12 protein-coding genes are annotated in these 12,753 nt (G+C 62.8%); 11 read left to right on the forward strand and 1 reads right to left on the reverse strand.

Features of this window, described 5'->3' with window-relative positions; genetic code table 11:
* The first annotated feature begins 29 nt into the window (after positions 1-29).
* From ASD12_RS01820 to ASD12_RS01870, 11 genes are all read left to right on the forward strand, one after another.
* Positions 30-1,007 (forward strand): ABC transporter permease, encoded by a 978-nt coding sequence (locus ASD12_RS01820; protein WP_056581266.1) that lies wholly within the window; start codon positions 30-32, stop codon positions 1,005-1,007.
* A gap of 3 nt (positions 1,008-1,010) precedes the next feature.
* A complete protein-coding gene (locus ASD12_RS01825; protein ID WP_056581269.1) occupies positions 1,011-1,742 on the forward strand; it encodes an ATP-binding cassette domain-containing protein in 732 nt (243 codons plus the stop codon).
* A gap of 16 nt (positions 1,743-1,758) precedes the next feature.
* Positions 1,759-2,514, forward strand: coding sequence for an SDR family oxidoreductase (locus ASD12_RS01830; RefSeq protein ID WP_056581272.1), 756 nt, complete (start codon positions 1,759-1,761; stop codon positions 2,512-2,514).
* Positions 2,515-2,530: 16 nt separating this feature from the next.
* Positions 2,531-3,400: an aldose 1-epimerase gene (locus ASD12_RS01835; RefSeq protein ID WP_082525227.1), complete on the forward strand. Its 870-nt coding sequence runs from the start codon at positions 2,531-2,533 to the stop codon at positions 3,398-3,400.
* A gap of 169 nt (positions 3,401-3,569) precedes the next feature.
* Positions 3,570-4,721 carry a fumarylacetoacetate hydrolase family protein gene (locus ASD12_RS01840; RefSeq protein ID WP_056581275.1) on the forward strand — a complete coding sequence of 384 codons (1,152 nt, stop codon included), beginning with the start codon at positions 3,570-3,572 and terminating at the stop codon, positions 4,719-4,721.
* 104 nt (positions 4,722-4,825) lie between these two features.
* Positions 4,826-6,364: a sugar ABC transporter ATP-binding protein gene (locus tag ASD12_RS01845; protein ID WP_056581279.1), complete on the forward strand. Its 1,539-nt coding sequence runs from the start codon at positions 4,826-4,828 to the stop codon at positions 6,362-6,364.
* On the forward strand, positions 6,361-7,395 hold the full coding sequence (locus ASD12_RS01850; protein ID WP_056581282.1) for an ABC transporter permease: 1,035 nt from the start codon (positions 6,361-6,363) through the stop codon (positions 7,393-7,395). The genes ASD12_RS01845 and ASD12_RS01850 overlap by 4 nt, the downstream gene beginning before the upstream one ends.
* A gap of 235 nt (positions 7,396-7,630) precedes the next feature.
* On the forward strand, positions 7,631-8,566 hold the full coding sequence (locus ASD12_RS01855) for a substrate-binding domain-containing protein (protein WP_056581285.1): 936 nt from the start codon (positions 7,631-7,633) through the stop codon (positions 8,564-8,566).
* Positions 8,567-8,687: 121 nt separating this feature from the next.
* Positions 8,688-9,674: an ABC transporter permease gene (locus ASD12_RS01860; protein WP_056581921.1), complete on the forward strand. Its 987-nt coding sequence runs from the start codon at positions 8,688-8,690 to the stop codon at positions 9,672-9,674.
* Between the two features lie 3 nt (positions 9,675-9,677).
* Positions 9,678-10,469: an ATP-binding cassette domain-containing protein gene (locus ASD12_RS01865; RefSeq protein WP_056581288.1), complete on the forward strand. Its 792-nt coding sequence runs from the start codon at positions 9,678-9,680 to the stop codon at positions 10,467-10,469.
* Positions 10,470-10,593: 124 nt separating this feature from the next.
* Positions 10,594-11,616: a LacI family DNA-binding transcriptional regulator gene (locus tag ASD12_RS01870; RefSeq protein WP_056581922.1), complete on the forward strand. Its 1,023-nt coding sequence runs from the start codon at positions 10,594-10,596 to the stop codon at positions 11,614-11,616.
* A gap of 333 nt (positions 11,617-11,949) precedes the next feature.
* Here ASD12_RS01870 and ASD12_RS01875 read toward each other — a convergent pair whose 3' ends face one another.
* Positions 11,950-12,540, reverse strand: a complete 591-nt coding sequence (locus ASD12_RS01875) for a TetR/AcrR family transcriptional regulator (RefSeq protein ID WP_056581923.1) — start codon at positions 12,538-12,540, stop codon at positions 11,950-11,952.
* Between the last annotated feature and the right edge of the window lie 213 nt (positions 12,541-12,753).

A 12,753-nucleotide genomic window follows, 5' to 3' on the forward strand; every position in this document is an offset into this window, starting at 1 on the left:
GTCCCTCGCCTCAATTCCTGGAGCCTGCCTTGAAACGCCTCTTCAAGACCTATCTGGAAAAGCCGGAACTGGCTGGACTGATCCTGCTGGTGCTTCTGGTGGTGATTTTCGAGATCCGCTCGGATGGCGTGTTCCTCAACCAGGATAACCTTCGTGGCATACTCGGCATTCTGCCGGAAACGGGCCTCGTCGCCATCGGTGTCACGATCTTGATGATCAGCGGCGAGTTCGACCTGTCGGTTGGATCGGTGTTTGCGCTGATGCCGATGTCCATGGCCGTCCTCATGGTCGAGGGTGTGCCTTTCCCACTCGCTTTGCTGGCCGGCCTTGGCGTTTGCGCGGCTATCGGCTTCATCAACGGCTATGTGACGATCCGGTTCGAGATCCCGAGCTTCATCACCACGCTTGGCATGCTGTTCATCGCCCGGTCGCTGACGATCGTCGTCTCGGGCGGGTTTCCACCCCTGCTTCCCGCGGATCTGCCGAACTGGCTGTTCACCTCGTTTGTCGGTCCCGGCCACATGTTCCGCATGTCGTTCCTGTGGTTTGCCGGAATTGCCGTGCTGACGTCGCTGATGCTTTCCCGAACCAATTTCGGCAACTGGATAAAGGCCACCGGTGGCTTCCATCCCGCTGCCGCCTCGATGGGCATTCCGACCGCAAGGGTGAAACTCGCATGCTTCATGCTTTGCTCGATGCTGTCCGGTTTCGCCGGCATGTTGCAGGTGCTGAGACTGGGCTCTCCTCTGCCTTCCATCGGCGAGGGTCTGGAACTCCAAGCAGTCGCCTCAGCGGTCATCGGCGGCGCTTCGCTGGCAGGCGGCATCGGTACGGTCGCAGGCGGTATCATCGGCACGATCCTCATCCGCATTATCGACAACGGGCTTGTGCTCTCGCAAGTCGACGCGAACTGGTTCAAATTCGCGATCGGCTTCCTGACCATCTTCGCCGTCGTCGCCAATGCCTGGATGCGCAAGCGTGCCAAGGCGATCAAGATGGAGAATTGAGATATGGACGACGCGATCATCTCCGTCCGCAATCTTCACAAATGGTACTCGGGCGTCCATGCACTGAAGGGCGTGAGCCTCGACTTCAAGCGAGGCGAGGCGCTCGGGCTGATTGGCGACAATGGTGCCGGCAAGTCGACGCTCATCAACATTCTATCCGGCGTCCAAACAGCCGATGAGGGTGAAATCCTGGTCGACGGCAAGCCGGTGCGGATCGCCAGGCCGCGCGATGCGATGAACCTCGGTATCGAGACCATCTACCAATACAATTCCATGGTTCCCACCATGTCGATTGCCAGGAACCTGTTTATCGGGCGGGAACCGACGCGGTTTTCCGTGTTCGGCGTGGGCATCCTCGACCAGAAGAAGATGGGCAGCGAAAGCATCAAGGCGATCGCCAATGTCGATCTGCATCTGCGCTCGCCCGATGCGCTGGTCGGTGAACTGTCAGGGGGCCAGCGGCAGGGCGTCGCCATAGCGCGCGCCATGCACTTCAAGTCGAAAGTGATGATTCTCGACGAGCCGACCAACCATCTCTCGGTCAAGGAAACGCAGAAGGTGATCGGCTTTGTTCGCGGCTTGAAGGAGCAGGGTGTCACCGGCGTCTTCATCAGCCACAACATGCATCACGTTTTTGACTGCTGTGATCGCGTGGTCGCGATGGCGCGAGGCGAGGTCGTGCTCGACAAGCGCATCGAGGAAACCTCCATCGACGAAGTCCACAACGTGCTTTGAGAAGCGGGTAACGGTGATGACGGACCTTTCGGGCAAAGTTGCGCTGTTGACGGGCGGTCTGGGTTCGCTCGGCCGTGCCCAGGCTGCCGCACTTGCACGCGCCGGCGCTCGCGTGCTTTTGCTTGACCGCCCCGAGACTGTCGAAGGACCTGGGATCGCGGCTGAATTGGCGTCGGCGAGCAAGGGTGCGATCGTCTATATCGGCTGCGACTTGAACCAGTTGGCCGAAGCCGAAGCGGCGGTCAGGGCGCTCGCCGACGAAGAGGGCGCGATCGACATCTTGATCAACAACGCGGCGCTTATCATCAACCGTCCCTTCGAGGAATTTTCCCTCGCCGAATATGAGGACCAGATCCGCGTGAATTCCTCTGCTGCCTTCGCGCTGGCGCGCGCCTGCGCTCCTGGCATGAAGAAGAAGGGCAACGGGAGGATCGTCAATTTTTGTTCGGTGACGCTGAACGGCCGCTGGGAGGGTTACGTGCCTTATGTAGCTTCGAAGGGCGCCATGCTGGGTCTCACGAAGTCTCTGGGGCGGGAATTGGGACCGCACGGCATTACCGTAAACGCAGTGTCGCCGGGCGCTGTCGTTTCCGAGGCGGAGAAGCGCGTTTTCGGAGAACGGCTCCAGGAATACAACGACTGGATTCTGGCCAACCAGAGCTTGAAGCGTCGCATCGAGCCGCAGCATGTCGCCGATCTCGTGCTGTTCCTTGTCTCCCCAGACTCGGACATGATCAGCGGCCAGAACATCAATGTCGATGGTGGCTGGTAGAAGTGGCGTTCCGTCGATGACAAATAGTGATGCGGTCGAGCTTGCCGACGGGCGCGCAAGCCTGGTGGTGAGCCCTCGCCAAGGCGCCGCCATCCTGCGCTACGACGCGCTGCGCCCGGGCCGGGTGCCCATGCCTGTTATCAAGCCATCGACGGGTCTGCTGAAGTTCGGGTCTCAACTGTTGATTCCATGGTCGAACCGTATTTCCGGCGGGGGCTTCGAGTTCGAAGGGCGCTACCATGCGATCGAACCCAATGTCGAAGGCGAGCCGTTCCCGCTCCATGGCGACGGTTTTCAAAAGCCGTGGCGGCTGACACGACGAACCGGCACTGAAATGGAGCTGGTTTTGGAAAACGGTGCAATCGGGCCCTATCGCTACCATGCAAGTGCCCGCTACGCGCTGGAGGATGGCGCGCTGGCCGCGATCCTGACCGTTGAGAACCGCGCCGCCATGTGCCTGCCCTACGGGCTCGGCTTCCATCCGTGGTTTCCGCGCGGCCCGCGCACCTCTCTCCAAGCATCTGCGGCAAGGGTATGGCTGGAGGACGAACGTCACCTGCCGACGGCGGCTGTGTCGCTCAATTCCCGCCCGGACTGGGATTTTTCGCAAACCGCGCTCCTTCCCGACACCTGGGTCAACAATGCGTTCGAAGGCTGGGACGGCCGTGCCTCGATCGCCCAGCCGGATGACGCCATCATTGTCACGCTCGAGGCATCGTCGACGCTGAACGTCTTCGTTCTCTATTCGCCGGCACCAGATGCTGATTTCTTCTGTTTCGAACCGGTTTCACATGTCGTGGACGCCCATCATGGCAGCGGCCTGACGACGCTGGAACAAGGCAGATCGACAAGCGCGCATTTGCGTCTACGCTGGGACGAGCTCTAGCGCCGAATCCGGAGTTGCGAAGCGGCGTTAGTCGGTGCAGGGACATGGCCGGACATAGGCCTTTTCCGTTGGGCGTCTGTCGCTCTGCCACACGCCGACTTGAAGAAGCGACCATGGCACTCCACAATGTTGAAACATCCTGCCCTGTGACGAGAGAGTGGTAACGAACATGATCTTTCTGCCTGATGACGATGGTGTCTTTCTCGGCCGCGCCCGATCACCGGCCGCCCCCCATCCCCTCGTGGTCACGGTCCGCGACGGCACGGTTTTCGACATTACGTCACGTACGGCACCGACTGTGCGTGACATCTGCGAGATGGCCGATCCTGCCGGCCATGTGCTATCGGCCAAGGGCAGACCGATCGGATCGCTCGACGACATCGCCGCCAACAGTTTCGAGACCAAGCGCGATCCGGCAAAACCGTATTTGCTCTCCCCGATCGACCTGCAGGCGGTCAAGGCCTCGGGCGTCACCTTCGTCGTCAGCCTGCTGGAACGGGTGATCGAGGAACAGGCGCGCGGTTCGGCGGAGAAAGCCGACGCCATCCGCGCCGACATTGCCGGACTGATCGGCCACGATCTGTCGAAGCTGAAGCCCGGTTCGTCCGAAGCGATGGAGATCAAGGCCAAGCTCATCGCGCGCGGCGCCTGGTCGCAATATCTGGAAGTCGGCATCGGCCCCGACGCCGAGATTTTCACCAAGTGCCAGCCGATGGCCTCGGTCGGCTTCGGCGCCGATGTCGGCCTGCACCCGGTGTCGACCTGGAACAATCCGGAGCCCGAGATCGCCATGATCGCCGCCTCAAGCGGCAGGATCGTCGGCGCCACCATCGGCAACGACGTCAATCTGCGCGACGTCGAGGGGCGTTCGGCGCTTTTGCTCGGCAAGGCCAAGGATAACAATGCCTCGGCCGCACTCGGTCCCTTCATCCGGCTGTTCGACGACACGTTCTCGATCGATGACGTGAAGCGGGCCGTCGTGCGCCTGAAGGTCGAGGGCGAGGACGGGTTTTCGCTGGAGGGCGCAAGCTCGATGGCCGAGATCAGCCGCTCGCCTGAAGAACTGGTTGCCGCCGCCATGGGGCCGCACCACCAGTATCCGGACGGGCTGGCGCTCTATCTCGGCACCATGTTCGTGCCGTCGAAGGATCGCGGCGAGAAAGGCAAGGGCTTCACCCACAAGGTCGGCGACATCGTCACCATCTCGTCGGAAAAATTCGGTGCGCTGGTCAACCGTGTGCGGCTGTCGCCTGACTGCCCGCCCTGGACCTACGGCGCCAGCCATCTGATGCGGGAACTGGCGAAGGCCGACCTCATCTAGCCGGCTTTTGCCCCGGATCGCCATCAACACAATTTTATGCGAAAGCCGGGTGACTGCGGACGCAATCCGCTCCAAGATCGCTGCGCGGTCGGGGGGCCGTCCGTATGTCTGATTCGCCGATACTGTTCGTGCGCAATGTTGCCAGACGCTTTGGCGGCACGGTCGTGCTCGAAGACATGAACCTTGTGATCGAGCGCGGCTCGATCCACGCGGTGGTTGGCGAAAGCGGCGCCGGCAAATCGACGCTGATAAAGGTGCTGGCGGGCATCGTCCGGTCGGACAGCGGCACCATCGAGTTTGACGGCAAGAGGGCAACGATCAGCAACCCCAATGCGGCGCGAAAGCTCGGCATCGGCGTCGTCCTGCAGCAGGCCGGGCTGTTTCCGGAGCGCCCGGTTCTGGCCAATCTGTTCGTCAACCGCGAACCGCTGCACAACGGGCTGATCTCGCGGCGCGAAATGGAGGCGCGCAGCCGTGACCTGCTTCGCCAGCTTGGTCTCGCCGTCGATGTCCACGCGCCGCTCGGCGAGCTCGGGCCGGCTGAGCGGCAACTCATCGCGATCGCCCGTGCGCTTCTGGAAAACCCGAGACTGCTCATCCTCGACGACCCTCATTCGGCGCTCGACCGACGCGAGACAGATCGGCTTTTCGCGGTGCTGCGAGGACTGAAGGGCAAGGGCATGAGCATGCTCTACGCCTCGAACCGGCTGAAGGATGCGCTGGCCATCGCCGACCAGCTGACGGTCATCCGCAACGGCCGCGACGTGCTGTCAAAGGCGCGCCAGGAGCTGACGACATCGGAGGAAGCGATGATCGGCCAGTTGCGCCAATCGCTGTTTCCGCTGCCGCTCAGGGCCATGCCGACGCTTGCCGGCACGCTGCGGCCGCAACTCGCGGTTTCGGGGCTTGGCGGCGGTAGATTGTCCGACGTCAGCTTTGCGGCGCGCGCGGGCGAGATCGTCGGCCTTGCCGGGCTTGCCGGCTCCGGCGTGTCGGACCTGATTGCCCTTTTGTTCGGAGCGCAAAAGGCGGGCGCGGGCAGAGTGCGCTTCCCGGACGGGGACGGCTTGCCGAAGACACGAACAGAGGCGGCGCGGCGTAACATCTGCATGATTTCAGGCGAGCGCGGCAACGGGCTGATGCAAGACAAGTCCATCGCCTTCAACCTGGCGAACGTTGTCGTCGGCGCACGCGACTGGGGGTCGCGCTGGTATTCACCGGTGATGGCGCTCGGCCGCGCCGCGCGGCAGATCGAGGCGCTGCGCATCAGGTCCGCTCCCTCGACGCCGGCGGGCTCGCTGTCGGCCGGCGGCCAACAGAAGGTAATCATCGCCAAATGGCTGGAAATCGGTCCGCAAGTGGTGCTGCTCGACGAGCCGGCGCGCGGCATCGATATCGGCAGCAAGCAGGAGATCTACGCGTTGATCCGGCAGATGGCGGCCAGCGGATGCATCGTGCTGCTGCATTCGAGGGAGTTGTCCGAGCTGACCGGCTTGAGCGATCGCATCCTTGCTTTCCACCAGGGCCGGCTCGCGGGCGAGATCGCCGGCGCCGACATGGATGGCGCGAGGCTGCTGCAGCTGATTGCGCCGGGCGAGGCAGAGGGCGAAGGCCAACAGACCAGTCGCGAGGGCGTTGCATGACCAGAACCGATACCGCACCGCCCTTAGCCGGATCGGCGAACCGTAAGCCGGGGCGCCGCATTCGGCTGCCGGCAGAAACCGGTGCCGCTGTCGGGCTCGCCGCCCTGGTCGGGCTGCTCGGCTGGCTCCAGCCCTCCTTCCTCGATCCGGCCAATCTGTCGTTACTGCTGGGGCAAGCCGCCCTGCCCGGCCTGCTGGCTATCGGCATGGTGTTCGTGCTCACCATGCGCGACATCGACCTTTCGGCGGGCGCGGCGTTCCATCTCGCGGCGGCTGCCGCAGCCCTTTTGATGATTGCCGGCATCGACCCCTGGCTTGCCGCCCTGGCCGGGATCGCGCTTGGCGCTGGCCTCGGCCTCATCAACGGGCTGCTGGCGATCACGCTGCGCTTGCCGGCCATGGTGGTGACGCTTGGCACCTGGTGGATGATCGAGGGCCTGTCGCTGGTGGCCGGCAAGGGACAGACAATCGCACCGCCAGGCGCAAACAGCGGTTTCTTCACGACGCTGTCAGGCAAGGCCTTCGCGGTGGTGCCGGCGGCTTGCATCGTTTTCGCCCTGCTGGCATTGGCGATGCACGTCGTGCTCCATCGCACCCGCTTTGGTTACCGGGTCCAGGCCGTCGGCAGCAACAGCCAAGCCGCTGCCTATGCCGGCATTCCGACGCCCAAGGTGCGGCTGCTGACGCTGGTGCTGATGGGTGCGATAGCCGGGCTGGCCGGCGTGATCCATGTCGGCGCCCAGGGCTCCGTCGCCCCCGGTGACGGCAGCAGCTTCATGCTGCTGGCGATTGCGGCGGCCATCATCGGCGGCACATCGCTTTCAGGTGGCCATGGCAGCGTCATTGGCGCGGTGATCGGCATCCTGCTCGTCCAGGTGATCCTGAGCGCAATGAACCTGCTTGACGTCGATGCCGCGTGGAGCACCTTCGCCACCGGCGCCCTGACCGTGCTCGCGCTGGCGGTGGACCGGCTCTTCAGGATGTGGCGCAACCTGCGTGCTGGACACGGTGAAGACAATCTGCTCGGCTGAGCCTCGACACCAATATCCGACAGTCGGAAAATCACCTGAACTGATGCAATCTGATGGGAGCGTTGATGGCGCCTCGTCGGACGACAACTACGACTTTCAGATAGAGGCTTGCCATCCGTCGAAAAAGGGAATGCTCTGATGCATCCAACCGGCGCTGGCAAAAGACGCAATCCGGCGGTCGCCGGAACACAAGGACGGAATCGGAACTGACCATCTACAAACGGGAGGAAATCAAATGCTGACACGGCTAAGACTCGTTCTATACGGCCTGTTGGTGGCGCTGATGGTGATACCGGCAGCGGCACAGGCCAAGACATTCTACTGGATTTCGCATGGCGGCCCGGCCGATCCGGTCTGGACCTACTTCCTGGCCGGCGCCAAGCAGTGGGCCAAGGACACTGGCAACACGGTCAACACCTCGTTCCACAATGGCGATGTCGCCTCGCAGCAGGAAGCGGTTCGCGCTGCCCTCTCCGCCAAGGCCGACGGCATCGTCACCACGAGCCCCGATCCGGGCAGCCTGATCGAGATCGTCAAGGAAGCGCGGGCAGCGAAAGTGCCGATCATCAATTTCAACACGCCCGACCCGAAAGCCGACTTCAACGCCTATGTCGGCGGCGACAATGTCACCTTCGGCAAGCACTGGGCGCAGTATCTGGTCGACAAGGGCCTGGTGAAGAAGGGCGACTTCGTCTGGATGCCGGTCGAGATTCCCGGCGCCACCTATGGCGTCCAGGAAGAAGAAGGCATCAAGAGCGTCTTCGAGCCGCTCGGCATCACCTATGAAATCACCGAAGCGACGCTCGACCAGGCCGAAGCCATCAACCGCATGGTCGACTACCTCACCGCCAACAAGGCCAAGGTCAAGGCGATCATCGGTCTCGGCGACCTTGTCACCGGCTCGATCAAGCGGGTGTTCGACCAGGCCGGCATCAAGGCGGGCGAAATCCCGGTCGTCGGATGGGGCAACTCGCTCGACACCACCCAGGAAGTGCTGAACGGCTACGTCAATGCCGGCCAGTGGCAGGACCCGCAGGCGACCAGCTATGTCGCGCTTTCGCTGGCCAACATGGCCGCCAGCGGCATTCCTCCGGGCTTCAACGTCATCACCGGCGCGCTCTACGAAAAGGACACCGCGCAGATCTACGACGACATCCTGTCCGGCAAGTAACATCCCAGCCCTCAACAGTCGCGACCGCCCCGGCGGTCGCGACTGACGTCTCCGTTTTCGCCGAGCCCTTTGCACGCGAATGTGCAGGGCTCAGCCTTTCCACTCATGTCGCGGGTTGCTCGTGGAAAATCGTTCGCTCATCCAACGCCTGATCGCGCGGCCAGAATTTGGCCCCTTCGTGCTGCTCGTGGTCGAGATCGCCGTTTTCTGGGGTTTCAATCACGACTTCCTGTCGCCGCAGAACATCTCCAACACACTGGCCTTCACGGTCGAGCTCGGCCTGATCGCGCTGGCGATGACGCTGTTGATGACGTCGGGCGAATTCGACCTGTCCGTCGGTTCGCTGTTCGGTTTCTCGCCGGTGCTGATGTGGACGCTGTTCAACAGCGGCCTCACCTCGCTTGAGGTCGGCTTTGTCGCCGCACTGCTGGTCGCCGCCTTCATCGGGCTGGTCAATGGCTGGTTCGTGACACAGCTCAAGATCCCATCCTTCCTGGTGACCCTCGGCATGCTGCTGGTGGTGCGCGGCACCGCTCTTTTCGTCACCGACGGTTTTCCGCAGCGCACCTGGAGCGCCGAAGGCAGCTGGCTGGCGGAGGCGTTGGTCGGCGACTTCTTCATCGGGCCGTTCCGCATCTACATGTCGCTGTTCTGGTTCATCGCCGCGGCCATCGCACTCGGCTATGTGCTGACGCAAAGCCGAACCGGCAACTGGATTCAGGCGGCCGGCGGCAACCCCAGCGCCGCGCGCGCCCGCGGCGTCAACGTCAGCGGCGTCAAGATTGGCCTGTTCGTGCTGTCGTCGGTCATGGCGTCGCTCGCCGGCGTCATCTCTTCGCTGCGCACTTCCGCGGCCAACCCCAACAGCGGCACCGGCTATGAACTCGAAGTCATTGCCATGGTGGTGATCGGCGGCACAGCACTGACCGGCGGGCGCGGCACGATCATCGGCACCGTGCTCGGCATCCTGATCCTGCGCGTGATGCGCAACGGCATCGTGCTGATCGGCGTGCCCGGCCTTGCCTACAATATCTTCATCGGCGCCATCATCCTTGGCATGATGGCGCTGCATTCATGGCTGGAACGCCGGCATCAGGCGGGGACTTGAACGATGGCCGAGCCGCTGATCCGCATGCAGAACATCCGCAAGTCCTATGGCCGCGTGCAGGCGCTGGAGGATGCCAATTTCCACGTCAATGAGCGCGAGATCGTCGGCCTGCTCGGCGACAATGGCGCCGGCAAGTCGACGCTGATCAAGGTGCTTTCGGGTGCGGTCCCGCTGACCAGCGGCGACATCTTCATCCGCGGCAAGAGGGTGAATTTGCGCAGCACTAGCGACGCCATCGCCCAAGGCATCGAGACGATCTACCAGGACTCGGCACTGGTCACGCAACTGTCGATCGCCCGCAATCTGTTCCTCGGGCGCGAACCGATCAAGCCGCCGCGCTTCCTCAACCGGATGGACCAGGACGCCATGAACGTGGTCGCCCGCGACCTGCTCAAGCAGGTCGGCATCTCCAAGAACATCCCGCCGACGACGCCGATCGGCTCGCTGTCCGGCGGCGAGCGCCAGGCGGTGGCGATCGCGCGCGCCATGCATTTCGACAGCGACCTGATCATCTTGGACGAGCCCACCAACAATCTCGGCGTCGCCGAGACACAGGGCGTGCTGAGTTTCGTGCGTAACGCCCGCGATTCCGGCCATTCCTGCATTTTCATCGCGCACAACATTCACCATGTCTTCCAGGTGGTCGACCGCATCGTCGTCATGCGCCGGGGCAAGGTGGTCGCCGACGACATCGACCCGAAGAAAACCAGCGTGGCGGAGGTCGAGCGGATCATCACCGGCATGTCGGACAAGGAAATCCGCGATGCCATCGCCGATGGCAAGCCATCGCACTGACTATCGGGTGATGGGCGGCAATCAAACCGTCACCTCAAATCGCATCGCTTATCGGCGCATAGGGTTGCGGCATGAAAGCCACCGTCTCGGATATCGCCCGCAATTGCGGGCTGTGGGTTGCGGCATGAAAGCCACCGTCGCCGATATCGCCCGCAGCTGCGGACTGTCGACCGCAACGGTCGACAGGGCGCTCAACAACCGGCCGGGTGCGAGTGCGGCCAACCGGCAGCGCGTCATGGAGGCGGCCAAGCAGCTCGGCTACCTGCCGGTCGCCGATCAGGTGACGCTGCCGTCACGGCCCGCCCATCTCGAATTCCTGCTGCCCATCGGCAGCAATGCGTTCATGCGCGATCTCGCCGGGCATATCGAGGACTATGCCGCGCGCCTGCCGCTCGTCGCCTCGTGCCGGGTCCACAACCTTGCCGGTATCTCGCCGAACGCACTGCAGACAGCCGTCGAAAACCTGTCGCTCAGGGCCAATGGTGTCGGTGTCATCGCCGTCGATCATCCGCGCACACGCAACATCCTGCGCGACATCGTCGACGCCGGCATGCGCCTGGTGACGCTGGTGTCCGACGTTCCGGCGGCGCCGCGATCGGCGTATGTCGGCATCGACAACCGGGGGGCGGGACGAACGGCGGCGCTGTTGATGGGACGCTTCCTTGGCGGTCGCACCGGCCATCTGGCGATGGTCGTCGGCTCGCGCTCCTATCGCGGCCACGAGGAACGCGAAATGGGTTTCCGCTCCGTGCTCAATGAAGAGTTCCCCAACCTGACGGTTAGCAGCGCCGTCGAGATCAACGACGAGCCCGACGTCAGCTACACCGAGACCATGAAGGCGCTGCACAACGAGCCTGAGCTGCTCGGCATCTATTGCGTCGGAGCCGGACACTCGGGCATTGCAAAGGCGATCCGGGAAGCCAGGCCGAACCGCAAGCCGGTGTTCATCTGCCACGACTTGACGAAGGACACACGGGGCCACCTCGTCGACGACCTGCTCGATGTCGTCATCGACCAGAATGCCCGGCTGATCGCGGAACAGTCAGTCATTCGCCTGCTCGGCTCGATTGCGTCCTCCGCACCCTATCTGACGCGGAAGTTCATCGAACCGCGCTTGATCTTCAGGGAAAACGTGCCGGTGCAGTGAGGTGGGCGGCCCCGGCAAAGCCTGTTTCCAGATTTGTAAGACAATTGACCCGGCGAATCTGCACAGCAGCTATGCACAATTCATTGTTGCCGAATCATTGGGCAACTCATAGGTTTTGGTTGTCGGCCATCTACTCCTCCCAGATGCGATGCCGACGCTGAATGGGGTGCACCTCCTCCCGCGCCACATTCGAAATCGAGCCCGCTGCCACCTCCTCCCGGCAGCGGGCTTTTTTCGTTCAGCCGTCGGGAATTCCGGTGCCGCCCTGCGCCAAGGGGGCGCTAGGAATCCCTCGGTCGCAGACCGGCAAATCGCCAACAGTCGCGGCGGATTTCAACCGGCGGCGGTGCCCCGGAAGGATACGATCAACCCTTCGGCCATGCGCACGAACTGCGTGCTCGGACCTTCGGTACCCACGGTCTGCACGCTGACACGCGCACCCTCGAACAGCAGCGACAGCGTATCGGCGAGCAGCTCGGCCTGACCAATGCCGGCATCCCGACATAACGTCACAAGGCGCGCGCGCTGGGCTTCCTTGAGCTCCTTGATCACCAGCCTGGCCGGATGGTCCGGCTCGGTCAGCTCAGCGGCGGCATTGGCCATGTCACAGCCACGGCCGTCAGCATTGAGCATGGCAGCCGCCTTGCGAACCCAGGCGTGCACTTGCGCAAGCTTGTCACCAGGAAATTCGGCCTCGAATGCATCCCACATGGCGCCGGCCTTAGCCGCATTGGCGCGCAGACATTCGACGATCAGCTCGTCCTTGGATTCGAAGTGACGGTAGAGCGTCATCTTGTTCGTGCCGGCAGCTTCGGTGATAGCATCGACGCCGACGCCCTTGATGCCATGCTTGTGGAACATGTCGCGTGCCGTCTCCAGGATTCGATCCCGGGGACGTGAGCGCTCCACGACGCCGTCTGTCATCATGATCTCCTTTCGTTTCCTAAAAACCACGGCCACCTCTTGACTAGGGTGTTACCGGTCTGTAACTATGCAAATGTTACTTACTGGTAACACCTATGTCGCCTTCCGTCAATAACAAGGCCGTGAACTGGTCCTGCCAGATCGGAATGAGCGAAAAACTGCAATTCATGCGGCTCCGGCCGGTGAAGAGATGAAAAACGGTTCGCGAGCATG

The organism is Mesorhizobium sp. Root102, from assembly GCF_001425625.1.
Classification (GTDB): Bacteria; Pseudomonadota; Alphaproteobacteria; order Rhizobiales; family Rhizobiaceae; genus Mesorhizobium.